We start from the raw sequence: 23,371 nt of genomic DNA on the forward strand, positions 1-23,371 counted from the left end.
GCCGTGGGGCCGGGGCGCGGGGCGTGCGAGTAGTTAACCTGCCGTTAACCTTACCGCGTCGCTCCGGGGGTGAGCTCCCTGCGACGGCTGACCACCAGGTCGAGCAGGCGACGCTCCTCCGCCAGCACCGCGTCGTCGACGTTCCCGAGCTGCATGCGGTGCCGCAGCATCGCCAGGTCGCTGGCCGCGTCCAGGAACCCGGTCATCGCCACCTTGCCGGGTCGACCGTGCACGGCGCTCGCCCAGGCCAGGGCCTGGCGGCGGGCCGCCACCGAGCCGAGCATCGAGACCTCGGCGTCGGTGAACCAGCCGGCCCGGGCGTAACGGCCCAGCTCGGTGACCACGGTGCGGGCCTCGCGGCGTCGCGCCCACAGGGCGAGCAGCACGAAGACGACGAAGACCGGCGCCTGCATGAACAGGTAGCCGGTGAGGAAGCCGTCGAGCCCCGCGACCGCCGAGAGGTTCCACGCCGCGTGCAGGGTGACGGCGACCACCCAGCCGAGCAACGGCGCGACCACGCGCACCACCCCGGGCCGACGGTAGGTCGCCAGGCCCACCCCCAGACCCGTGCAGCAGGTGAAGATCGGATGGGCGAAGGGGCCCACGACGCCACGCAGCAGGAAGGTGGCGAACAAGCCCTCGGTGCCCGCCTCGTTGAAAGCACGCCCCAGGTAGAGGATGTTCTCGCCGAACGCGAAACCGGCCGCGATGATCCCGGCATACACCAGACCGTCGACCACGCCGTCGAGCTCCCAGCGCTGCAGGCGCAGCACGAGCAGCAGCCCCAGGCCCTTGGCGGTCTCCTCGACCACGGGGGCCACGAGCACGGCGCCGACGCTGGTGGGGCTCTGCCCGGTGGCCCCGGCGATGATCGCCATGGTGCCGGTGTTGGCGACGAGCGCGACGGCGGTGGCCACGAGCGCGCCCCAGGCCAGGGCAACGAGCAGCAGCCAGCGGGGCTCGGCCTCGAGCCGGTCGACCCACAGGAAGGACGGGACGACGATCCCGAGCGGCAGGGCGGCGAAGATCAGGCCGAGCAGCCCCGCACCGAGACCGGTCGAGCCACCCACGGCAGCGAGGAAGACCAGCCCGCACAGGCCGAAGCCGATCACGAGCAGCGCGGTGACGAGCAGCCGGCGGAGCACGCCGCGGGGGGCGAGGAGGGCGCGTCCCGCCCCCGCCCCGCTCTCCCCCCGGTCACGGCTCATGCCTTGCAGGGTAGCCGCTGGCCACGCCCGCCCACCGAGGCGTCTGCGGAGGTCCGGGCCGGGCTCGCTATGGTGATCAGGTGACTTCGACCCCCACCGACAAGGCCCTGACCGACCGCATCGTCTGGATCGACTGCGAGATGACCGGTCTGTCGCTGACCGACGACGCGCTCATCGAGGTCGCGGCCCTGGTCACCGACTTCGAGCTCAACCAGCTCGGTGACGGGATCGACGTGATCGTCCGCCCGCCCGCCGAAGCGCTGGCGCAGATGAACGACTTCGTCCGCGAGATGCACACCACGAGCGGGCTGCTCGCCGAGCTCGAGGGCGGTATGTCGTTGGCCGACGCCGAGGCCGCCGTCCTGGCCTACGTCCGCGAGTGGGTGCCCGAGCCGGGCAAGGCGCCGCTGGGGGGCAACACCGTCGCCACCGACCGCGGCTTCCTCGCCCGGGACATGCCCGAGCTGGAGGCTCACCTGCACTACCGCATCATCGACGTCTCCTCGATCAAGGAGCTGTCGCGCCGGTGGTACCCGCGCGCCTACTTCAACTCCCCCAAGAAGTTCGGCGGCCACCGGGCGCTGGCCGACATCACCGAGTCGATCGCCGAGCTGCGCTACTACCGCGAGGCGGTCTTCGTGCCGCAGCCGGGCCCGACCAGCGACCAGGCCAAGGCCATCGCGAGCAAGTACGGCTCGCCCGCCCCGGCCGCCTCCTGACCGACCCGGCCGGCTCCCGGCGGGGTGCGGGCGGCCCCACGGCCCCCGTGGTCACGGGCACCCGAATTTCGCGCTAGTATTGTTCGCGCTGCTCGTCACGGTCTACGTGGCAGCTCGCATGGTGGGTGTAGCTCAGCTGGTAGAGCACCTGGTTGTGGTCCAGGTGGCCGCGGGTTCAAGTCCCGTCACTCACCCCGGCAACGGCCCTGATCCGGACACAAGTCCTGGTCAGGGCCGTTTCGTATGCCGGGAGTCCTCCCCCTGCGACGGCGCGGCCCCGCCCGCCGCCTGGTCCCCCGACGAGCGGAGGATCCCGGCAGCCGGCTGCTCACCCGCCGCCGGGAGATCCGCGCCGGCCGCACCGTCCAGGCGCCGCCGCACGTAGACCCGCCGCACCGAGGTCGTCGCCTCCCCCTGCGGCAGCACCCCCTCCTCACGCAGCTGCGCCACCACGGGCCGCAGCGAGGGATCGGCGGGCGCCGCCCGGGCCACCTCGCGGGCGGCCTGCACGTAGGTCGTCAGGGCGTGGTTGCCCGCGGGATCGGGCAGCCCGCTCGCGAACCGCACCGTCACCCGGCGGACCTGGTCGCGGTTGGCCCGCCCGTCGAGCTTGGTCACCACGTCCTGGTCGCCGTCGAGCGCGAGCGTGGTGACGCCGTCGGGCTGCCGCAGCCCACCGATCGGCGCCCCGGCGGTGACGACGTGGGTGACCCGGTAGCCCCGGCGGCGCAGCTCGGTGGCGGCGAGCAGGGCCGCCATACCGCCCTGGGAGTGCCCGGCGAGGGTGATCGGGACGTCCTGCGGCACCCCGGAGTCCACGACCGCCGCCACCACCCCGCGGGAGTAGGCCGAGTCCTCGCCGCCGAGGAGTCGCACGTTGCCGCCCAGGTCGCGCACCCGGTCGTCGACGGCGCCGGGAGCGCTCCACGCGTCGGTGCCGGGCACGTCCACCACGAGGGTGCGGCGGGCCGTCCCGTCGGGCGCCGTGGAGGTGATGGTCCGCAGGGCGACGGCGCCGTCCGGGGCGTCGTTGGTCTCGGCGACGCCGGTGAGCAGGTCGGCCACTGCGCGCGGGGTCGGGGCGGAGGTGCAGGCGAGCAGCGGCGAGTCCGCCGCGGGGTCGAGGCGGGGTGGGGCGGGCTGGTCGGTGACCACGGGCTCGCCGTCGGCCCACCGGTCCGCCAGGGCGTGGGCGTCGACCCCGACGGCGGTCACCTCGGCACCGGGCCCGCTGGGGGCCCGGCCACGAAGTGCCTGGTCCTGGGCCGCGAAGGACGCGGCCAGCACCGCGGCGCCGTTGACGTCGTGCTCCAGCGCCGGACCCCGCCCGACCGCCCAGCGGCCAAGCGCGTCCTGGGGGTCCAGCAGCTCGCCCGCCTCGGCCGACTCGGCGACGTAGCCGTCGAGCAGGCCTGCGGCGACGAGCTCCGGCTGCCCGATCGTCATCGCGGTCCGCACCGCCACCCGGCTCGCGTCGACGCCGTCCCACAGCGTGGTGGCCGTCCGCTCCGCCAGGTCGTAGGCCGCGGCGGCGGTCACCAGGTCGCGCCCGAGGGCGCTCGCTCCGAGGCCCACGACCAGCGGCGAGGTCGGTCCGAGCGCCACCGGGGCCAGGGCCGCCTGGGCGACGGCGGCCGTGGCCGGGGACAGCCCCGCCGTGGCCGCCACGGCCCCCGCGGCCCGGGCCACGGCCAGCGCCACCGCGCCCTCGGACAGCTCGTCGTCCACCTGACGGCACAGCAGGCCGAGGCGCTGCACGTCGTCGACCACGACGCGGACGCCCCCCGCACCACCGACGACCCCGGTGATCCGCACGCCTTCTCCGGCATACGCCTCGTCGCTCACCGGGCCACCCCCTCGACGCAGGCCCTGGCGGCCCGCTCCACCGACGCCAGGGCGGCCGTCACCGCCTCGCCGTGAGTCCGGACCGCCGCGGCCGCCAGCTGGGTCTGCCGGCTGCTCGCCCGCAGCAGCAGGAGGAGCCCGCGGACCTGCTGCTGGGCGAGGTCCGCGGCAGCAGACTCCCAGTCCACCGCCGCGGCCTCGGCCGCCACCCGGGCCGCCGCCACGGCCAACCACTCGGCCCGCTCGTCCAGCTCCCGCGCGCACCCGGCCAGCACCACCGCGTCCATCCACACCCTCCTCGGCCACGTCGCCGCACCCGACGACCGCGTTCGACACTAGGGACGCCGCGGCCGCACCGGCCGGCGGACGTGACACCCTGGGGACGAACGACCACCGGACCGCGTCGCGCTGTGGACAACCTGCCCCGCAGACGCGGTCCCGACCCGGAGGACCGCGTGACCACCCCGACCCGTGCCCGTATGCCGCTCGCTGCGCTCGTCAGCGTCCTCGCCCTGGTCTGGGGACTGCTGGCCGCACCCACCGCGTCGGCCCACTCCGCCCTCGTGGGGTCCGATCCCGCCGACGGCGCCACGCTGGCGGCTGCGCCGCGGGCGGTGTCGCTGACCTTCAACGAGACGGTCAAGGGGCAGTACAGCAAGATCCTGGTGACCGGGCCGGACGGGGCCCAGCTGCCGGTGACGACGAGCAGCGCCGGGCCGACGGTCACTGCGTCGCTGCCGGCCGGGCTGGGCGGCGGGGCCTACCGCGTGGTCTACAGCGTGGTGAGCGCCGACACCCACCGGATCTCGGGGCAGATCACCTTCACGGTCAAGGGCGCCCCCGCCGCATCCACGGTCTCCGCAACCACCCCGAGCGCCACCAGCTCGAGCGCGCCGTCCGCCGCCCCGACGACATCGGCTGTGCCCCGCCGCAGCTCGGGGGGCGCGTGGGGCTGGATCTTCCCCCTGGTCTCGCTTGGTCTGGTGATCCCGCTCGTGTGGGCCGGGCGGCGCCAGGCCCGCCGCAAGAGCCGCGCCACCCGCGCCGAGGAGCTCGACGAGCACCTGCGCTGACACCTCACGGCGTCACTCCCCCGGACTTTCCACCACGAGGCCCCTGGTCGAGGACCAGGGGCCTCGCCGTGTGCTGGCTCACATCACGTGTGAGGCATGGCGGTGCAGTTGTTCTTGCTGAGGTTACCGCGCGGTCAGATGGAGATGTTCTCGGCCGCCCGGCGTTTTTGCGAATTTAACCATTACCCCCCGTTAACAAAGCGCGCGCCGCAAGTTATACCGGCTGGTAAGACCATCATTGATTCATTCTGTCTTGCCAATGTGCTGGACAGGGTGGATGGTCGAGCTGCGCACCAGGAGTAGGCGATTCACTATTCAATGACATTCGTGCGCGAGACCAAGAGGGGTTCGTTATGACGACTCATTCGTCATGGAAGCGCAGTGCTGGCCGGTCGACACTTGTTGCTGTTTCTACTATCTCGTTGGCGCTGAGCGCGCTGGGCGGCACGGCATCTGCTGATCCCGGCCCGACGCCGCCTCCGCCGGGGCACACGAAGGCCAAGCAGCGGCCCAAGGCGCCGGCGAAGCCGCCGGCCAATCGCAAGAAGGTCCAGCAGCGTGCGGAGCCGCCGGCGTGGGTGAAGGACAAGGTGGCGAAGAGCACGTGGGTCGCTCCGGGGCAGGTGAACCGCAAGGTGGTCGGGTCGGTGCCGGCCCCGTCGCAGGTGTGGACCTACGAGGGCAGTGGACCCGGTGAGGGTGGCCCGTCGGCGACGGCGGCTCCCACCACCGCCGCCCCGACGTCCACGGTTACGGCGGGTACGGCGTCGGGGAAGGTGACGGCGACCGGAACGGCCACGGGAGCGGCGTCGAGGTCTGCGGCGGCGCGGGGTTCGGCGTCGTTGGCGGCGGATCCGGACCAGGCGGTCGCGGCGCCGGGGCTGGGGGTTCAGGGGCACTACGGGATGGAGGAGTTCGCGGTCCGTGAGGGCTTGTCGGCGGCGGTGAACGTCGCGAACGGGAACCTGGTGGTGCGGGACACGGACCTGAAGTTCAACGCGCTGGGGATGGCGACCCGCTGGGACCGGTTCTACAACGGTCTGGCGACGCGGACGGGAGCGTTCTCCGGGAAGTGGAGCCTGGGCGGTGGGCAGGACGTGGGACTGGAGATCGCGACCAGCAGTGTCGTGTTCCGTGGGCCGTCGGGGTTCCGGGCGACGTTCACCGGGTCCGGCAGCACGTGGACCGCGCCGGCGGGCATGAACGCGAAGCTGACCAAGAACGGTGACGGGACCTGGAAGCTGCGCACGAACGGGTCCGGGGAGACGATGACGTTCACCGCGGGCGGGTTCCTGACCACGCACACCGACCGCAACGGGGTGGGCCTGTCCTACTTCTACGACGCGAGCAACCGGGTGACCAGCGTGAAGGACGCCGCGGGGCGGGTGTCGACGTTCACCTACGACGCGAGCAGCCGCATCACGAAGATCGCCGACTCGGCGAACCGGTCCATCACCTACACCTATGACGGTGCGGGTCGTCTGGCGTCCAGCATCAACGCCGCCGGGGACAAGACCAGCTACTCCTACGACGCCAACGGGCGCCTGTCGCGGATCGCGACCGCCCGCGGGGTAACCCTGGGCATCGAGTACGCCACCGGCGGGCGGGTGTCCAAGGTGATCCGGTACACCGGCCTGAACGCCGGTGGTGACGCGCAGGCCACCGAGTTCGCCTACCCCTCGGCAACGACGACGACCGAGAAGAACCCCAAGGGCGCCACCACGACGTACACCCTGGACTCGTCCGGGCGCGTCACCAAGGTCGCCGATCCCCTCGGGCACGCCCGGTCGGCGACGTGGACCGCGAACTCGACGGTCGCGACGACCACCGACGCCATGGGGACCGGCGGCACCGGCGGGAACGTCACCTCCTACACCTGGGACAGTGCGAACAACCCCACCTAGGTGAAGATCCCGACCGGGGCGATGACGTCGGCGGTGTACACCACCGGCGGGGACTGCGGGTCGACCGACTCGGTCAACCCCGACCGCCCCAAGTGCTTGACGGACGACGCCGGCAACAAGTCCTCCATGACCTACGACGCGGTCGGCAACCTCACCTCCAAGACCGACACCACCGCCACCGGCGGCGCCGCGGTCAAGTACACGTGGAGCAAGCCCGGGTCGACCGACAGCGCCACCAGCTGCTCCCCGATCGCCGGGCAGCTGTGCTCGATCACCAAGGGCAACGGCAACGTCACCCGCTACACCTACGACAAGGACGGCAACCTCACCAAGGTCACCCCGCCGGCTCCGCTGGGCGCGCAGACCTTCGAGTACGACGCCCTCGGGCGGATGATCGCCGCGGTCGACGGCCGCGGCCAGCACACCGTCTACGCCTACGACAACCAGGACCGTCAGGTCCGCAAGGACATCCCCGCCTCGGGGAACTACCCCGCCTGGAGCGACTGGTTCACCTACGACGCCGACGGCAACCGCACCTACGACCCCGCCACCCACGAGTACGACGCCCAGAACCGCGAGACCAAGGTCACCACCGACGTCAACACCGGCGGCTTCACCGTCGCCTACGACCCCGCCGGGAACGTCACCTCGGCCACCGACGGCTCCGGGCAGACCACCACCTACACCTACGACGCCGCGAACCAGCTCACCACCGCCGGGTTCCCCGGCGCCACCTGCACCACCGACCTGGGCAGCCAGACCGACTGCGTGAAGTTCGGGTACGACGCCAACGGCCGAGAGACCAAGCGCGTCCTGCCCGCCGACACCGTCCAGGACGTCACCTACGACGCGTCCGGGCGCATCACCCGCATCAAGGCCGCCTCCCCCAACGAGGCCCACCTCAACGACTTCCAGTACACCTACACCACCAGCGGCGGCGCGGACCGCACCCAGGTGCAGACCATGACCGACAACGTCGGCTACACCTACGACGGCAAGACCGTCGTCCCCGCCGGCGCCGTCACCAGCTACACCTACGACTCCCTCAAGCGCCTGACCGCCGCGACCGAGAAGACCTCCACCGGTGGCCCGTCCGCGGCGTTCGCCTACGCGTACGACAAGAACGGCAACCGCACCAGCGCCAAGCGCGAAGGCAACCTCGGCTGGTCCATGACCGCCGGGACCACCACCTACGGGTACGACGCCGCCGACCAGCTCACCACCATCAACAGCGACACCAAGCAGTTCGCCTACGACGCCGACGGCAACGAGCTCACCGCCCCCGGCGACCCCAGCGTCGGGATCCCCGGACGTGCCATGGCCTGGACCGCCGACGGCGCCGACGGCGCCGTCGCCTGGGCCTACAAGTACACCAACAACAACGATCACACCGGCGTGATGTGGTGGAACCACGGCAACACCCACCACCGTTCCATGATCGGCCTGGACACCACCACCACCGACACCAACGGCACCACCAAATACCTCCTCGCGCCCTCCGGGAAGCCCCTCGGCTACAAGTGGGCCAAGGACGGCAACTGGAAGAACGCCGAAGCCGCCTACTACCTCACCGACCGGCAGGGCAGCATCACCAGCATCGCCGGCGGCCAGTACGGCAACGAAGCCGCCATCTACCGCTACACCCCCTACGGCGAGCACCGCGTCACCGACGAGCACTACGACGGCACCCAGGCCAACCGCCTCGGTTACCACGGCCTTCTTTACGACGACGCAACCGGCCTGTGGCGCACCACAACCCGCTGGTACGATTCCACCCTCGGACGCTTCACCCAACCCGACACCAGCGCAGAGGAAACCAACCCCTACCTCTACGCAGCGGGAGCACCAAATGCTATGAGCGACCCCAGTGGTGAAGGACCCGGTGGGTGCACCGAGATGGGCTCCAACATGGACGGGTACTGCGGGAGGGCAGCGGGGACTCACAATGGCCCCAAGCGACGGACCATGACTACAAAAGAGAAGTCGGCCCGTGATCAATGCGTCATTTGGGGGGCCGGCGGCGCGGTGGCTGGCCTCTCGGGCGGCCCAGTGGGAGTACTAGCCGGTTTTGTTGGAGGGTGCGGAGCAGGAACCGTCTCTGGATTCCATGGATAAAAACAACTCTCCTTAACAATCCGCGAGAAGAGCGCTTCATGAAACGAATTCTGCATTATATCTTCATGGTTGTCGTTATTGCAATTACAGCACTTCTGGCTCATACGTGGGTCGGACAAAGCTGGCCAAGCACAGCCGTGACCGCCGGGGTTGTAGCAGCACTTCTCCTTTTGACAACCTATTTCCTTAGGAAGTCAGGAGCCACGCACGACTCTGACTAAATTCCCACCAAAGCTAGACATGTAGGTTCGAGCTTCCCACCCATACGTCTCTTCCAGGCTCCTCATTCCAGATAGTCCCGGTGCGGACCGCACCGGGACTATCTGGAATCACTTATATGAATGCCTGACTCTTCCTACCTCTACGCGGGTTAAGTGGCTCTTCACAATCCGGTGTAGTCGGGGGGCTGCTGTCGTTCTGGTTGACGGTGGTGGTGTGGTGTTTCAGGCCGGGTGAGCGGTCTGGTTGATGGTCTAAAACTGGATCGGGGTCAGCTTGCTCAGGGCGGGTTGTCGGCGCCAACGGTGATAGGTGGCCTTGATCCAGGTGACGATGGCCAGGCGCAGCTCGTCACGGGTGGCCCAGCGGCGCCGGTCGAGGACGTTCTTGTGCAGCAGCGCGAAGAAGGATTCCGTCGCCGCGTTGTCCGCGCTCGTTCCGACCTGCCCCATCGACCCGGTCATCGCGAGGGTGGCGACGTAGTTGCGCGAACGGAATTGGGCGGGTTCAACCGGTCGAGGCAACACCGGCTCGATTCAACGATCGTAGGTGTTCGTCGAAGACTTCGGCGGGCGTCTTCCATCCGAGGACTTTCCGGGGCCGGTTGTTCAGGGCATAGGCGACTGCCTGCAGGTCTGCTGCTGACCATCGGGACAGGTCTGTGCCCTTGGGGAAGTACTGCCGCAGTAGCCCGTTGGTGTTCTCGTTCGTGGGCCGCTGCCACGGCGAGTGCGGGTCGGCGAAGTACACCTTGGTGCCGGTCGCGATGGCGAACGCGGCGTGGCCTGACAGCTCCTTGCCGCGGTCCCAGGTGATCGTCTTGCGCAGCTGTTGGGGCAGGCTCGTGCTGGACGCGGCCAGCGCCTGGCTCATCGCGACGGCGCCATACCCGCCCGAGGAGGTGCTGTTCTTGACGGGGAGCTGCTCACCCCATCCCTCCAGGCGGGGAAGGTTGATCAGGACCGTTGCGCGGCTATGGCGTTCGACGAGGGTGCCGATGGCTGAGCGACCCGTCCCGATGATCAGGTCACCCTCCCAGTGCCCTGGCACGGCCCGGTCGATGGCCTCGGCGGGACGCTGGCTGAGGACGACGTCCGCGGTGACGTGTCCCTGGGCCTTGTTCCGCGACCGTTCCCGCGGTTGGCGCAGCGCCCGCCCTGTGCGCCGACAGGTCACGAGCCCACGCTTCAACGCACCGCGGCCCTCGATGCACAAGGACTGGTAGATCGCCTCGTGGCTGATGCGCATGCCCTCATCGTGCGGGAAGTCGATCCTTAACCGTTGGCTGATCTGCTCGGGACTCCAGGCAGTGGACCAGCGCCGATCAGTGCGTTGGGGCTTGTTCAAGCCCTTCCACTGCGGTGGCACGGGCCCATCCACGGGTGTGCCGTCGGGATGGGTGATGTGCCCTGCGAGGCGGTCTTGGACGTAGTCGCGCAGGCGCGGGTTGGCGACCATCTTCGCGACCTTCGGTCGCTTCGCAGCCTCCTGCGCCTTCCACTGAGCGACGCCCGCCCGGTACTCCAACCGATGACCACGGGTGGCGGCGTTACGGCGCAGTTCACGGCTGATCGTCCCCGGGTCACGCTGCAGCCGACGTCCGATCGCCCGAACCCCGGCGCCCTGGGCGTGCAGGATCGCGATCTCTTCGCGCTCCGCGAATGACAGGTACCGCGCCGACGCTTCGGCAAGGATGAGCAGTGGCATCCCACCAGCGTGACGAAACCACCGCGCCCCTACAGGCACAGACACGCCCACTGCCAGCGCGGCCTCGGCCGTGCTCACGCCCGTCGCGATCGCTCGCCAGAACTCACGCTGCACTGCCCGCGAGGGCTGCGGACGACCCGGCGAACGCATCGGGGGACGCAACGCCCGATCAGCACGCCACTGCCGACGAGCCGGCTCGGGCACATCGCTGATCCTCGTACTCCAATGCCCGGTCGCCACGACCCACACCACCCTCCTCGTCAAGGTGTTGCGGCGACCAGTTGAATCCGCCTGTGGTGCCGGCCACGCGCCGGAAACCCCGGCTGGACGCGGTCATGGACAGGTGTCCCACGAGGCTGGGTCCGATGCCCTGGCGGCCCCAGGCGGGCTCGATCGACAGCTGGTCCACGAGGATTCGATCGAGGTCAGCAGTGGCGCGGACCAGCCCGACGAGATCACCGCCTACTTCCGCGACCATCGCCAGGTCCCAGCCCAGGTCTTCCTGGAACCCACCGACGTCCACACCGGCCAGGTTGACACCGACCGAGGCGAGCTGGCGGCGCGCGGCTGCCTCGACCCGCGCCATACCGGCCGCGTCGCCGGACGTTGCCTCCGTGAGGTGCGCGATCTCGCCGATGCTCGACATGTGGGCCACACTGTCAGGACACGACGAAGGCCCTGGTCGGATGACCAGGGCCTTCGTAAAGTCTGGTGCGCCGCCAGGGATTCGAACCCCGAACCCAGTGATTAAGAGTCACTTGCTCTGCCATTGAGCTAGCGGCGCAACGAGGTGAAACTTTAGCAGCAACCCGCCCGACAGTGAAATCGAGGGTCTGACCACTCCTGCGGCGGCCCACTCCCAGCGCACCGCACACGTCGGACGCGCGTCCAGGCATGCCGCCGCCCCGGCCGCACGACGCGACCGGGGCGGAGGCAGAGACGTCAGTCCTCGTCGCCGTTGCGCTTGGCGACGCCCATCGCGACCAGCGCCGCGCCGAGGACGGCAAGGCCCGTGGCGACGCGGTCGGTGCGCAGCTCGCCGTCACTGTCGTGGGTGACCTCGTCGAGCTTGAGGCGGGCCTGGTCGGCGACGACCTGGGCGCGCGTCTTGAGGTCGGTGCTGCCCGCACCCTCCGTGACGTAGGTCGTGGTGCCGTCGGCGTTGGTGGTGGTGCTGGTGAAGCCCGGGCCCGAGGTGCCGGAGGCGGTCGAGGGGCGCGAGGACTTCAGGTCCTGGACCTTGGAGGTCGCCTGCGTCCTGAGGCTGCTGGCCTTGGCGGTCGCCTGCGCCTTGAGCTCGTCCGCCTTGACCTTGGCCTGCAGCTTGAGGTCCTCGGCCTTGGCCTTGGCGATGTCCGCCGCGGACGCGTCCTCGTCGTAGGCGATGCCGTAGCCGTCGTCCGTGGTGGTGCCCATGAACGAGCGGTACTTGCTCATCAGCGTCGAGCGGAGCGCACGCTTCTGCTCCTCGACGATGTTCTTGGGCTGGGCGCGGAAGGCCAGCTCGTCGATGGTGGCGGCCAGCCGCTCGCGGCTCTTGGCGATGTCGGACTCGAGCTCGGACACGGACTTGTTCTGGTCGGTCACGATGATCTCCTCGTGCGGTCGTTAGGCGTGCTGGACGCAGGTCCTCGATGTGACGATAACGCAGGCGGGTGGCCCTGGTCGGGATCCCGCGCAGACGCGGCTCGACCTCGTCATACCCCCTAGGCTCGGGCGGCAACCACCCGCCGCCGACACCCCTGGGAGGCACCCTGTGACCCGTCTCGAGACCGGCGACCTCGCGCCCGACTTCACGCTCCCCTCCGACACCGGCGAGCAGGTCTCGCTGCGGGACTTCCGCGGGTGCAAGGTGATCCTGTTCTTCTACCCCGCGGCGATGACGCCCGGCTGCACCACCCAGGCCTGCGACTTCCGGGACTCGCTGGAGCGGTTGCGGGCGGCGGGCTACGAGGTGGTCGGCATCAGCAAGGACGCCCCCGAGCGGCTGGCGCGCTTCCGCGAGACGGAGTCCCTCACCTATGCCCTGCTCGGCGACCCCGAGCTGGCGGTGCTGCAGGCGTACGGCGCGTACGGCGAGAAGAAGAGCTACGGCAAGACCGTCACCGGGGTCATCCGCTCCACCGTGGTCGTCGACGAGGAGGGCCGGGTCGAGCTCGCGCGCTACAACGTGCGCGCCAAGGGTCATGTCGCCATGCTGGGCGGGCTGCTCGGGCTGGACTGAGGTCCCGCTAACCTGGACGCACGCCCGGCGGTGCATGCCGACCGGGTCCGCGCACGTGGTGGAACTGGCAGACACGCAGGATTTAGGTTCCTGTGCTCCGGCGTGCGGGTTCGAGTCCCGCCGTGCGCACCCCGTCACCCGCGCCCCTTGCGATCATGGGCGTATGACGACCGACCTCACCGTGCCGCCGGGTCCGGGGATCCCGCGCGGGCTGGTGGTGCCCGCGGCCGAGCTGGTGGAGCGGTTCTCGCGCAGCTCGGGGCCGGGCGGGCAGGGGGTCAACACCACCGACTCGCGCGTCCAGCTGTCGTGGGCGCCGGCGTCGTCGGCCGCGCTCACCGAGTCCCAGCGCACCCGCGTCGTGGCGCACCTGGGTGGCCGCCTGGTCGACGGCGTGGTCACCGTGGACGCCTCCGAGCACCGGTCGCAGCGCCGCAACCGGGTGGCTGCGCGCGAGCGCCTCGCCGCGGACCTCCGGGCCGCCCTGGCCCCGCCGCCGCCCGCCCGGCGAGCGACCAAGCCCACCAAGGGCTCTCAGCGTCGGCGTCTCGCGGCCAAGGCGCGTCGCTCCGACGTGAAGTCAGGCCGGGCGCGCCCCGCCCGCGACGACTGAGCCCGGCGTCGAGCCGCCGCGGCGGACGGCCCTGACCGGCCCGGGACCCGGCGGACGACCCGGCCCGCCTCGGCACGACCGTGCGGACAGCCCGCCGCGGCCCGGCCTAGGACCCGGCGGACTGCTCGCTCGTGCCCTGACCGATCAGCCGGACGATCTCGGGGGCAAGCGCCCGGAAGGCCTTGCCCCGGTGGGAGATCGCGTTCTTCTCGGCCGGGCCGAGCTCGGCGGCGGTGCGGGTGTCGCCCTCGACCTGCAGGATCGGGTCGTAGCCGAAACCGTTGGCCCCGCGCGGCTCCCGGGTCAGCGTCCCCGGGAAGTCGCCCTCCCGGCAGACGACCGTGCCGTCCGGCAGCGCGACCACGGCGGCGCAGCGGAAGCGCGCTCCCCGGTGCTCGTCCGGCACGTCGGCGAGCTGGGCGAGCAGCAGGTCGAGATTGGCCCGGTCGTCGCCGTGGCGTCCCGCCCAGCGTGCGGAGAAGACCCCGGGGGCGCCGCCGAGCACGTCTACGGACAGCCCCGAGTCGTCCGCGACGGCAGGCAGGTTCGTCACCCGGGCGGCATAGGTGGCCTTGAGCGCGGCGTTGGCCTCGAAGGTCACGCCCGACTCGACGACGTCCTCCAGCTCGGGGAAGGCGTCGAGCCCGACGACCTCGACGTCCGGCAGCGTCTCGGCGAGGATCGCCTGCAGCTCGCGGACCTTGCCGGCGTTGCGGGTGGCGAGGACCAGTCGGCTCATCGCACCCGCTCCCGCGGCGTCTGCTCCAGCGCCGCGGTCTGCAACCGGGTGAGCTCGGCGCAGCCGTCGGTCGCGAGGGCCAGCAGCGCGTCCAGCGTGGCCTTGTCGAAGGGCTCGGCCTCGGCGGTGCCCTGCACCTCGACGAACCGGCCGTCGCCGGTCATCACGACGTTCATGTCGGTGTCGGCGGTGGAGTCCTCGGGGTAGTCCAGGTCGAGGACCGGCTGCCCCTGCACCACGCCGACGGAGACGGCGGCGACCGAGCCCCGCAGCGGCTGCGTGGTCCGGGCGATCGCGCCCTGCGCCCGTCCGGTGGCGATGGCGTCCGCGAGCGCGACATACGCGCCGGTGATGGCGGCGGTGCGGGTGCCGCCGTCGGCCTGCAGCACGTCGCAGTCGATGACGATCGTGTTCTCCCCCAGCGCCTTCGTGTCGACGACGGCGCGCAGGGAGCGGCCGACCAGCCGGGAGATCTCGTGGGTGCGGCCACCGATCCTGCCCTTGACCGACTCGCGGTCCGAGCGGGTGTCGGTCGAGCGCGGGAGCATGGCGTACTCCGCCGTCACCCACCCCTTGCCCTGCCCCTTGAGCCAGCGCGGCACACCCTCGGTGAAGCTCGCCGCGCACAGCACCCGGGTGCGCCCGAACTCGACGAGCACCGAGCCCTCGGCGTGGTCGAGCCAGTTGCGGGTGATCCGGATCTCGCGGAGCTGGTCGGGGGCGCGGCCGTCGTGGCGATCAGTCATGTCCCCCAGCCTAGTCAGGGCGTATGCCGACCGGCGGCGTCCGACTCCTCCAGCCGGCGACGCTGCGCCGCACCCACGGCCAGGACGATCGCCACCCACAGGCAGGTGGTGCCCACCACGGCGGCGTAGTGCGCGACCCACTCCCCCGGCACGCCCTGGAAGCTGGTCAACCCGTCGCGGAAGGCCAGCACGTCCTCGTAGACCCCGAAGCTCTGGTGCGCGCCGGACGAGCGAGCGCCGACCTCCACGTCCATCACCCGCGCCCAGCCGTAGGCCCACACCGGCCACAGCACCCAGCGCAGCCGACGGTCGACGCCGGTGGCCCGCAGCACCCGGAGCATCACCCAGGGGCCGTAGAACCAGCGCACCCCCGGCACCACCCACCCCAGCAGGCTGGCGAAGTCACCGCTCGGCCGGGCGGACGGGTCGAGCCGCTGCGCCAGGCTCTCGGCGCAGCGCACCCAGGTGTAGCCCGTCAGCAGCATCGCGACGCCGACGATGCCCGCCACGTTGCTCCACCCCTCCAGCGAGCGCTCCAGCTCCCACCAGTGCTCGTTGCCGACCGGCGGGGCCGCGTGGGCCGCGACGAGCCGGCGCAGCAGGACCGCGTTGAGCACCAGCCAGGCCAGAGCCAGCCCGATCGCCACCCACCCCACCCGACGCTGCCGGACCACGGCGCGCGCCAGCCCCTCCGACTGCGACGTCCCCACCCGCGCCGTGCCCCCGCCCACCACCGCACACCCCTTCGTCATGGCCCCACGCTAGCCAACGGTGCCTGCCTGCCGGACACCCGCCCCGGGGCCCACCGAGCCTGCGGGCAGGTCACCCGCTCCCGTGGTGAGATGACCGTATGACGGCCTCGCACCCCGCCCCGACCGCCCGGCGCCGACCCCGCTGGCTCGCGGTCGCCCTGCTGGTCCTTGTCGGGTGGCTGGCCGTCGGGGGGCTCGGTGGCCCCATGGTGGGCAGGCTGTCGTCGGTGCAGAAGAACGACCAGGCGTCCTTCCTGCCCGCCGGCGCCGAGTCGACCAAGGCCAGGCAGGTGGCGGCCCGCTTCCAGCCGCAGACCACGCTGCCGTACTTCGTGGTGGTGACGCGGGACTCGGGGCTCACCCCGGCCGACCTCGCCGCGGTGCGGCGCTACGCCGACTCGGTGCCGGGTCTGCGGCTGCCGGGCTCCTCGACCCGGACGGTCAAGGACTTCCTGGCCGGCCCGGTCGTCGCCATACCGTCCCAGGACCGCAAGGCGCTCCTGGTGCCGGTCACCGTGGACAACACCCGCACCGCCACCGAGGTGGACGGGATCAAGCCGGTCGGAGCCATCGCCGAGGCCCTGCGCACGGCGCGGGACGGCAACCTGCGGGCAGACGGGCTGCAGGCCTACGTCGCCGGGCCGGGCGGCTTCACGGCGGACCTCACCACGGCCTTCGCCGGCATCGACGGCATCCTGCTGCTCGTCGCCCTCGGGGTGGTGCTGATGATCCTGCTCGTCGTCTATCGCAGCCCGGTCCTGCCGATCGCGGTGCTGGCGACGGCGGTCCTCGGGCTCGCCGCGGCCGGTGTGGTGCTCTACCCGCTCGCCGAGAGCGGCCAACTGAGCCTGTCCGGCCAGAGCCAGGGCATCCTGTCGATCCTCGTCGTGGGTGCGGCCACGGACTACGCGCTGCTGCTCGTCGCCCGCTACAAGGAGGAGCTCCACGACCACGAGGACCACTGGACCGCGCTCGCCCGGGCCTGGCGCGGGTCGGTCGAGCCGATCGTGGCCAGCGGCGGCACCGTGATCCTGGGCCTGCTCTGCCTGCTGCTGTCCGACCTCGGAAACAACCGCAGCCTGGGGCCGATCGGCGCGCTCGGCATCGCGGGGGCGATCCTGACGGCGCTCACCTTCCTGCCCGCCGTGCTCGGCCTGGCGGGACGCCGGATCTTCTGGCCCGCCATCCCGCGGGTGGACCACGTGCACGCCGAGGACGCCCTGGCCGACACCTCCCGACGCGCCGTGTGGGGCCGCGTCGCCCGGCTCGTCGGTGACCACCCGCGCCGGGCCTGGGTCGTCTCCGTCCTGCTGCTGGCCGCCTGCGCCGCCTGCGTCCCGGTGATCAAGGCCGACGGCGCCCCGCAGTCCTCGTTCTTCACCACCCAGGTGGAGTCCGTGACCGGCGGCACGGCGCTCGCCGCGCACTTCCCCGGCGGCTCGGGCGCACCCGTGCAGGTGATCGTCGCGCAGGACCGGCTCGCCCGGGCGACCGCCGCCGTCAAGGGGATCGACGGGGTCGCCTCGGCCGTCCCCCTCGGCGGCCGGCCCGGCGGCGCCGGTGGCCGTCCGGGCGCGGGCGAGCCGCCGGAGGTCGTCGACGGTCGGGTGCTGCTGCAGGCGACCACCACGGCCGCCGCCGACACCCCCGCCGCCCAGGACGTGGTGCGACGGATCCGCGCGGCGGTCCGCCCCATCGACGGGTCCGCCCTGGTCGGGGGCACGGCCGCGCAAGGGCTGGACTCGCGTGACGCCGGCGTTCACGACCTGCGGATCGTCGGCCCGGCCATCCTGGTCGTGGTCTTCCTGGTGCTCGTGCTGCTGCTGCGCTCCCTCGTCGCCCCGATCCTGCTCACGCTCGCCAACGTGCTCAGCTTCGCAGCCACCATGGGCGTCTTCGGAGTGCTGTTCTTCCAGGTGCTGGACTACCCCGGCGTCGACCCGACCGTGCCGCTCTACGGCTTCGTCTTCCTCGTCGCGCTGGGCATCGACTACTCGATCTTCCTGATGACCCGGGTCCGCGAGGAGTCCCGGCGCCGAGGCACCCGTGAGGGGGTGCTCCTCGGCCTCGCCGTCACCGGCGGAGTCATCACCAGCGCGGGCGTGGTCCTCGCCGCGACCTTCTCCGCCCTCGGGGTGCTGCCCCTCAGCTTCCTCGTGCAGGTCGCCTTCATCGTGGCCTTCGGGGTGCTGCTCGACACCCTCGTCGTGCGCTCCCTGCTCGTGCCCGCCCTCGTCCGCGAGCTCGGACCGCGCACCTGGTGGCCGTCCGCCCTGTCCCGCGACGTCCGTTAGGCCCCGTCCGGCACCCCGCGGCGTCCGGCGGCACCCCGCGTCACCCGCGGCATCCGCGTCATCGCGGGGTAGCAGGTTGCGAACCCCCCTGGTGCCGCGCAGCATCGATCCATGCCTCTCCTCGAGACCGGGCCCGTGTCGGGTGGCGTCCGGATCGGCTGGGTGCTCACCGTGGACCGGCACGGCGTGTGGGAGCACCTGGTCCGCGCGGAGACCCTCCCGCAGTGGCTCGGGCGGCTGGTGAGCGGATCGTTCGACCCCGGCGCCGAGCTCGTCGTCGAGCACGACCCCGGCCATCCCTGCCGCAGCCGGGTCCTGGACCGCTCCCCCGGCGAGTTCCTGCACCTGACCTGGCAGCTCCCGGGCGAGCCGGTCTCCCAGCTCGACCTGTCCCTGGAGGACCGCGCGGACGGCTGCCTGCTGGTGCTTCGCCACGAGGACCTGGGCGACCTGGCGGCGTCCTACCTGCCCGGCTGGATCACCCACCTGAGCTACTTCGAGGGCTCGCTGACGGGCGCACCGCTCCCCGGCGAGCACTTCTGGCTGCTCTACGCGACCTTCCAGGAGCTCACCGCCTGCTAGCGGTGATGCCCCGGCACGGTGGTCGACCGAGCCCGGCTCCCGGTCACAGGGGGTATGTGGCCTCCGGCTGCGCCAGCTCCACCTCGCCCGGCCACACCTGGGCGGCCTGGGCGCGGCACAGCTGCGGGTCGTTCCACGGCGGGAGGTGCGTGAGCATCAGCCGCTGCACCCCCGCCCGGACGGCGGCCTGCGCGCACCGGCGCCCGGTCATGTGGATGCCCCGGGCCGCGTCCCGGCCCTCGACGAAGGCCGAGTCGGCCAGCAGCAGGGTCGCCCCCGACGCCAGCGTCACGAGCCCCTCGCACAGGTCGGTGTCGCCGGAGTAGACGAGCGCCGCACCGTCGGCCTCGACCCGCACGGCATACGCCGGCACCGGGTGCCACACCTCGGCCGCGGTGATCGTGAACGGCCCCAGGGTCACGGGCGATCCGACCACCCAGTCGTGGAAGTCGAAGGCGGCGTACAGGTCCGAGCCCTCGCCGCCGCCGTACGCCTGCGCCAGCCGTTCGCCGGTGCCCTCCGGACCCCACACCGGGATCGGCGCGGCAGCCCCGTCCGGGCGGTACTTCTGGGTGACGTAGAGCCCGCACACGTCCAGGCAGTGGTCGGGGTGCAGGTGCGACAGGAGCACCGCGTCGAGAGCGCCCAGGCGCAGGTGCCGCTGCAGCACGCCGAGCGCGCCGTTGCCCAGGTCCAGCAGCACCGACCAGGTGCGCCCGGCGGCGTCCTCGGCCTGCACCAGATAGCTGGACGCCGGCGAGTCCGGACCCGGGAAGGACCCCGAGCACCCGATCACGGTCATCCTCACGGCGCCCCCCTGTCGTCGGCGAAGACGGTGTCCACCTCAGGCCCGAGGAAGCGCCGCGCCAGGCGCCGGAACTCGGCCGGGTCCCCCGTGGTGGTGAAGCCGTGGCTGGGGGGCCCCTGGTCGGCCGGGCGCAGCGCGTCGGCGTCCGCCAGCACGCGGTAGACGTCCTTGGCAGTCTCGTCCGCGGAGGACACCAGTGTCACCGTGTCTCCCATCACATAGGACAGGACACCGGTCAGCAGGGGATAGTGGGTGCACCCGAGGATCAGGGTGTCGACCCCCTGCGCGATCACCGGCTCGAGGTACTCCCGAGCGACCTCGACGACCTCCCGGCCGCCGGTCACCCCCGACTCGACGAACTCCACGAAGCGCGGGCACGGCTGGCTGACGACGCGGATCTGCGGAGCGGCCGCGAAGGCGTCCGGGTAGGCCCGCGACTGGTGCGTCCCGCGGGTGGAGATCACCCCGACGACGTCGTTGCGGGTGGCTGCCGCCGCCCGACGCACGGCCGGGCGGATCACCTCGACCACGGGCACGGCATACCGCTCGCGCGCGTCGTGCAGCACCGCCGCCGACGCGGTGTTGCAGGCGATCACCAGGCACTTGACCCCGTGGTCGACCAACCGGTCGAGACACTCCAGGGCAAGGCGGCGGGTCTCGGCGATGGGCCTGGGGCCGTATGGCGCCCGCGCGGTGTCCCCGAGATAGGCGATGGACTCGCTGGGCATCTGGTCCAGCACCGCCCGCGCCACCGTCAGCCCGCCGTACCCGCTGTCGAAGATGCCGATGGGTGCGTCGCTCACCCGAGGAGGATAGTGCCGCCCGACCTGCGACCCGTGAAGCCCTACCGGGGGCGGTCGGATCCGCCTGGGCTACCAAGCCCGGCGGATCCGACCGCCCCCGGTAGGTCACTCGTGGTGCGTGCGGGACAGGAAGGCGCGGGTGCGCTCGTGACGCGGCGCCCCGATCACCTCCGCGGGCGTGCCCTCCTCGACCACGACCCCGCCGTCCATGAAGACGACCCGGTCGGCCACGTCCCGGGCGAAGGCCATCTCGTGGGTCACCACGATCATCGTCATGCCCGACGCGGCGAGCTCGCGCATCACCGACAGCACCTCACCCACCAGCTCCGGGTCGAGCGCCGACGTGGGCTCGTCGAAGAGCATCAGCTTGGGCTGCATGGCCAACGCCCGGGCGATCGCGACCCGCTGCTGCTGGCCGCCGGACAACTGGGCGGGATAGGCCGCGGCCTTCTCCGCCAGCCCCACCCGGTCGAGCAGCCCGAGCGCCCGCTCGCGCACCACGTCCTTGGCCTCGCGCCTGACCTGCACCGGCGCCTCCATGACATTGGCGAGCACCGTCATGTGCGGGAACAGGTTGAACCGCTGGAAGACCATCCCGATCTCTCGACGCTGGGCCGCGACCTGGGCGTCGGTGAGGTGGTGCAGCCGGCCGCCGACCTCGCGATAGCCGACCAGCTGCCCGTCGACCCAGATCCGGCCGCCGTCGATCGACTCCAGCTGGTTGATGCACCGCAGGAAGGTCGTCTTGCCCGAGCCCGAGGGCCCGAGCAGGCACACGACCTGACCCTCGTGCACGTCCACGTCGATGCCCTTGAGCACCTCGTTGCCGTGGAAGGCCTTGTGCACGTTGCGCGCCCGCACGAGAGGCTGGTCCGTCGAGGCGGTCGCGCGAGAGGTCCCCCGCAGGGTGGCCCCGGCGTCGTCCGTCATACCGCCGTCCGTCATCAGTGGCTCCCGGTGGTGCCGAGCAGGTGCTCGACCTGCTGCTGTCGCCTGGACGGCTTGCTGCCGAAGCCGCGCCCGAAGTGCCGCTCCAGGAAGTACTGACCCACCATCAGGACCGAGCAGATCACGACGTACCAGCACACGGCGGCCATCATCGTCGGCATGATCTTGAGCGTCCGGTTGCCGATGACCTGGGTCTGGTAGAAGAGCTCCCAGCTGATGGGGACCGCGGACAGCAGCGAGGTGTCCTTGACCATGGCGAGGGTCTCGTTGCCGGTCGGCGGCACGATCACCCGCATGGCCTGTGGCAGCACGATGCGGCGCATCGTCTGGCCGGACGACAGGCCCAGCGCCTGCGCCGCCTCACGCTGGCCCGGGTCGACCGACAGGATGCCGGCGCGGGCGATCTCGGCCATGTACGCAGCCTCGGAGATGCCCAGGCCGATCGCCCCGGCCCAGATGGTGCTGGACCAGGCGTTGATGTCCACCGTCGCGAAGGTCGCGTCCCAGTCCAGGCCGAGCGCCCCGGCGAGCTGCTGCCCGAAGGGCACCCCGATCGACAGCTGCGGGTAGAGATAGCCGATGCCGGTGCCGAGCATGGTGAGCAGCACCAGACGAGGGATCGACCGGAAGAACCACGTGTAGACCGCGGCGGTGCCGCTGAGCACGGGGTTGGCCGAGAGCCGCATCACGGCGAGGACCACCCCGAGGACGACGCCGATCACCATGGCGATGACCGTGCCGAGGAGGGTTCCGAGCATGAGCCCCTTGAGGACGGGCTTGTAGTTCATCACCCGCAGCATGTAGGGGATGTCCCAGCGCGGGTTGGTCACGAAGGAGCTGACCAGCATGGCGGCCAGGACGGCGATGACCGCGACGGCGACCCAGCGCCAGGGGTGACGCACCGGTCGCGCGTCGACGGGGCCGGGACGGTCTGCGGCAGGGTCGGGTCGGTCGGCGGCGGGGCCGCCCGGGAGCACCGGCTCGGTGGCGGAGGTGGCCATGGGTCAGGGGTTGACGGTGAAGGAGGAGACGCCGCCGTCGGCGTTGTTCCACCGGTCGAGGATCTTCTTGTAGTCCCCGGACCTCTCCAGGGCGGCATAGGCCCCGGAGATCGCCTGCGCGAAGTCGGCCTGGGCCTTGGGGACGACGATGCCGTACGGCGCGGAGTCGTACATCGTGCCGACGACCTCGAGCTGGTCGCTGGTCTGCTTGATGGCGTAGTTGGTCACCGGGGAGTCGGCGGCCATGGCCTCGACCTTGCCGGAGACCAGGTCGGCGGTGACCTTGGACTGCTCGGTCTCGACGACCGTGGTGATGGCGGGCTTGCCGCCGTCGGTGCACTTCTTGGAGCGGGCGGCGAGGTCGTCGACCTGGACGGTGCCCTTCTGCACGCCGACCTTCAGCCCGCAGGCCTTGTCCGGGTCCACCTGCCGGGGGTTGCCCTTCTTCACCGCCCACAGGGTGCCGGCGTTGAAGTACTGCACCATGGTGACCTGCTTCTTGCGCTCGTCGTTGATGGTGAAGGACGAGACGCCCACGTCGTACTTCCCGCTGGTGACCCCCAGGATGATCGACGGGAACTCGGCGTTGGTGAACTCCGCCTTGAGGCCGAGCTTCTGCATCGCCGCGGTGAACAGGTCGACGTCCATGCCCGTCACCGTCTGGCCGTCGGCACCCATGAACTCGTTGGGGGCGTATGACGCGTCTGAGCCCACCTTGACCGCGCCCCTGGCCTTGATCGCGGCCGGGACCTTGGCGGCCAGAGCCGCATCGACGGCCTGGGTGGCCGGGGCGGAGTCCTTGCCGGCCGCCTTGCTGGCCGTCGAGGTCGAGTCGAGGGAGTCCGACCCGCAGGCCGTCAGCGCGAGGGACGTGGTGGCGGCGAGGGCGATGGCGGTGGCCGTGGACAGGGCGGAGCGACGAAGCACGGGGACCTCCTGTGGGGTGCGGTGCCCGTACCTTGTCATGCATCACTATGCAGCACAACGCGAAGTTCACCCAGCGGTGTCCCCCGCATCCGAATCGTGACCAAGCCCCTGCCGGCCTGGGCTGCGGCCCCCCTGGGCCGCCGT

Annotated in this window: 22 protein-coding genes, 3 tRNA genes and 1 pseudogene; 10 read left to right on the top strand and 16 right to left on the bottom strand. The window is 71.4% G+C overall.

Annotated features, from left to right (window positions below; genetic code table 11):
* Nucleotides 1-50: 50 nt before the first annotated feature.
* On the bottom strand, nt 51-1,208 hold the full coding sequence (locus tag ACK2IS_RS11540) for a PrsW family intramembrane metalloprotease (RefSeq protein ID WP_409483472.1): 1,158 nt from the start codon (nt 1,206-1,208) through the stop codon (nt 51-53).
* Between the two features lie 80 nt (nt 1,209-1,288).
* Here ACK2IS_RS11540 and orn point away from each other — a divergent pair, with 80 nt between their 5' ends.
* Both orn and ACK2IS_RS11550 read left to right on the top strand, forming a co-directional pair.
* Nucleotides 1,289-1,927: an oligoribonuclease gene (gene orn / locus ACK2IS_RS11545; RefSeq protein WP_409483473.1), complete on the top strand. Its 639-nt coding sequence runs from the start codon at nt 1,289-1,291 to the stop codon at nt 1,925-1,927.
* Nucleotides 1,928-2,048: 121 nt separating this feature from the next.
* Nucleotides 2,049-2,121 (top strand) — tRNA-His (locus tag ACK2IS_RS11550).
* A gap of 34 nt (nt 2,122-2,155) precedes the next feature.
* Here ACK2IS_RS11550 and ACK2IS_RS11555 read toward each other — a convergent pair.
* On the bottom strand, nt 2,156-3,772 hold the full coding sequence (locus tag ACK2IS_RS11555; RefSeq protein ID WP_409483474.1) for an alpha/beta hydrolase: 1,617 nt from the start codon (nt 3,770-3,772) through the stop codon (nt 2,156-2,158).
* Nucleotides 3,769-4,059: a hypothetical protein gene (locus ACK2IS_RS11560; protein ID WP_409483475.1), complete on the bottom strand. Its 291-nt coding sequence runs from the start codon at nt 4,057-4,059 to the stop codon at nt 3,769-3,771. Before ACK2IS_RS11560 ends, ACK2IS_RS11555 begins: the two co-directional genes overlap by 4 nt.
* Before the next feature lie 168 nt (nt 4,060-4,227).
* On the opposite strand from ACK2IS_RS11560, the gene ACK2IS_RS11565 reads away from it, so the two are divergent.
* From ACK2IS_RS11565 to ACK2IS_RS11575, 3 genes are all read left to right on the top strand, one after another.
* Nucleotides 4,228-4,845: a copper resistance protein CopC gene (locus ACK2IS_RS11565; RefSeq protein ID WP_409483476.1), complete on the top strand. Its 618-nt coding sequence runs from the start codon at nt 4,228-4,230 to the stop codon at nt 4,843-4,845.
* Between the two features lie 905 nt (nt 4,846-5,750).
* Nucleotides 5,751-6,749, top strand: coding sequence for a DUF6531 domain-containing protein (locus ACK2IS_RS11570; protein ID WP_409483477.1), 999 nt, complete (start codon nt 5,751-5,753; stop codon nt 6,747-6,749).
* Nucleotides 6,750-8,864 carry an RHS repeat-associated core domain-containing protein gene (locus ACK2IS_RS11575; RefSeq protein WP_409483478.1) on the top strand — a complete coding sequence of 705 codons (2,115 nt, stop codon included), beginning with the start codon at nt 6,750-6,752 and terminating at the stop codon, nt 8,862-8,864.
* Between the two features lie 473 nt (nt 8,865-9,337).
* Here the strand turns inward: ACK2IS_RS11575 and ACK2IS_RS11580 are convergent.
* The 5 genes and pseudogenes from ACK2IS_RS11580 to ACK2IS_RS11600 all read right to left on the bottom strand — a co-directional run.
* A pseudogene (locus ACK2IS_RS11580) lies at nt 9,338-9,586 on the bottom strand (integrase core domain-containing protein); the annotation flags it as partial.
* Nucleotides 9,587-9,590: 4 nt separating this feature from the next.
* The gene (locus ACK2IS_RS11585) at nt 9,591-10,790 is read right to left on the bottom strand and encodes an IS30 family transposase (protein ID WP_409483479.1); all 1,200 of its coding nucleotides are present in this window, start codon (nt 10,788-10,790) and stop codon (nt 9,591-9,593) included.
* 169 nt (nt 10,791-10,959) lie between these two features.
* Nucleotides 10,960-11,436 (bottom strand): GNAT family N-acetyltransferase, encoded by a 477-nt coding sequence (locus tag ACK2IS_RS11590; RefSeq protein WP_409483480.1) that lies wholly within the window; start codon nt 11,434-11,436, stop codon nt 10,960-10,962.
* 63 nt (nt 11,437-11,499) lie between these two features.
* Nucleotides 11,500-11,574: transfer RNA gene (locus tag ACK2IS_RS11595), tRNA-Lys, on the bottom strand.
* Between the two features lie 158 nt (nt 11,575-11,732).
* A complete protein-coding gene (locus tag ACK2IS_RS11600) occupies nt 11,733-12,377 on the bottom strand; it encodes a DUF3618 domain-containing protein (protein WP_409483481.1) in 645 nt (214 codons plus the stop codon).
* A 169-nt stretch (nt 12,378-12,546) separates the two neighbouring features.
* On the opposite strand from ACK2IS_RS11600, the gene bcp reads away from it, so the two are divergent.
* The 3 genes from bcp (at nt 12,547) to arfB (ending at nt 13,627) form a co-directional block, all read left to right on the top strand.
* Entirely contained in the window at nt 12,547-13,014 is a 468-nt protein-coding gene (gene bcp / locus ACK2IS_RS11605) for a thioredoxin-dependent thiol peroxidase (protein WP_409483482.1), read from the top strand.
* A gap of 49 nt (nt 13,015-13,063) precedes the next feature.
* Nucleotides 13,064-13,143, top strand: a tRNA-Leu gene (locus tag ACK2IS_RS11610).
* Nucleotides 13,144-13,177: 34 nt separating this feature from the next.
* Nucleotides 13,178-13,627, top strand: a complete 450-nt coding sequence (gene arfB / locus ACK2IS_RS11615) for an alternative ribosome rescue aminoacyl-tRNA hydrolase ArfB (RefSeq protein ID WP_409483483.1) — start codon at nt 13,178-13,180, stop codon at nt 13,625-13,627.
* 106 nt (nt 13,628-13,733) lie between these two features.
* On the opposite strand, the gene rdgB is transcribed toward arfB, so the two are convergent.
* From rdgB to ACK2IS_RS11630, 3 genes are read right to left on the bottom strand one after another with little or no spacing between them, the layout of a single operon-like run.
* Complete coding sequence (rdgB, locus tag ACK2IS_RS11620; protein ID WP_409483484.1) at nt 13,734-14,366, bottom strand: RdgB/HAM1 family non-canonical purine NTP pyrophosphatase; 633 nt, start codon at nt 14,364-14,366, stop codon at nt 13,734-13,736.
* Nucleotides 14,363-15,112, bottom strand: coding sequence for a ribonuclease PH (gene rph, locus ACK2IS_RS11625; protein ID WP_409483485.1), 750 nt, complete (start codon nt 15,110-15,112; stop codon nt 14,363-14,365). The genes rdgB and rph overlap by 4 nt, the downstream gene beginning before the upstream one ends.
* Nucleotides 15,113-15,126: 14 nt before the next feature.
* Nucleotides 15,127-15,864: a hypothetical protein gene (locus ACK2IS_RS11630; RefSeq protein WP_409483486.1), complete on the bottom strand. Its 738-nt coding sequence runs from the start codon at nt 15,862-15,864 to the stop codon at nt 15,127-15,129.
* Between the two features lie 98 nt (nt 15,865-15,962).
* On the opposite strand from ACK2IS_RS11630, the gene ACK2IS_RS11635 reads away from it, so the two are divergent.
* Nucleotides 15,963-18,158, top strand: coding sequence for an MMPL family transporter (locus ACK2IS_RS11635; protein ID WP_409483487.1), 2,196 nt, complete (start codon nt 15,963-15,965; stop codon nt 18,156-18,158).
* 111 nt (nt 18,159-18,269) lie between these two features.
* Nucleotides 18,270-18,740 (top strand): SRPBCC domain-containing protein, encoded by a 471-nt coding sequence (locus tag ACK2IS_RS11640; protein WP_409483488.1) that lies wholly within the window; start codon nt 18,270-18,272, stop codon nt 18,738-18,740.
* Nucleotides 18,741-18,783: 43 nt separating this feature from the next.
* On the opposite strand, the gene ACK2IS_RS11645 is transcribed toward ACK2IS_RS11640, so the two are convergent.
* From ACK2IS_RS11645 to ACK2IS_RS11665, 5 genes are all read right to left on the bottom strand, one after another.
* Nucleotides 18,784-19,542, bottom strand: a complete 759-nt coding sequence (locus tag ACK2IS_RS11645; RefSeq protein WP_409485669.1) for an MBL fold metallo-hydrolase — start codon at nt 19,540-19,542, stop codon at nt 18,784-18,786.
* A 2-nt stretch (nt 19,543-19,544) separates the two neighbouring features.
* Nucleotides 19,545-20,351 carry a glutamate racemase gene (gene murI / locus ACK2IS_RS11650; protein ID WP_409483489.1) on the bottom strand — a complete coding sequence of 269 codons (807 nt, stop codon included), beginning with the start codon at nt 20,349-20,351 and terminating at the stop codon, nt 19,545-19,547.
* Between the two features lie 105 nt (nt 20,352-20,456).
* On the bottom strand, nt 20,457-21,281 hold the full coding sequence (locus ACK2IS_RS11655) for an amino acid ABC transporter ATP-binding protein (protein ID WP_409485670.1): 825 nt from the start codon (nt 21,279-21,281) through the stop codon (nt 20,457-20,459).
* Nucleotides 21,282-21,295: 14 nt separating this feature from the next.
* On the bottom strand, nt 21,296-22,300 hold the full coding sequence (locus ACK2IS_RS11660; protein WP_409483490.1) for an amino acid ABC transporter permease: 1,005 nt from the start codon (nt 22,298-22,300) through the stop codon (nt 21,296-21,298).
* A 3-nt stretch (nt 22,301-22,303) separates the two neighbouring features.
* The gene (locus ACK2IS_RS11665; protein ID WP_409483491.1) at nt 22,304-23,227 is read right to left on the bottom strand and encodes an ABC transporter substrate-binding protein; all 924 of its coding nucleotides are present in this window, start codon (nt 23,225-23,227) and stop codon (nt 22,304-22,306) included.
* Nucleotides 23,228-23,371: the final 144 nt, after the last annotated feature.

The sequence above is a fragment of the Arsenicicoccus dermatophilus genome (assembly GCF_046267915.1).
GTDB lineage: Bacteria > Actinomycetota > Actinomycetes > Actinomycetales > Dermatophilaceae > Arsenicicoccus > Arsenicicoccus dermatophilus_A.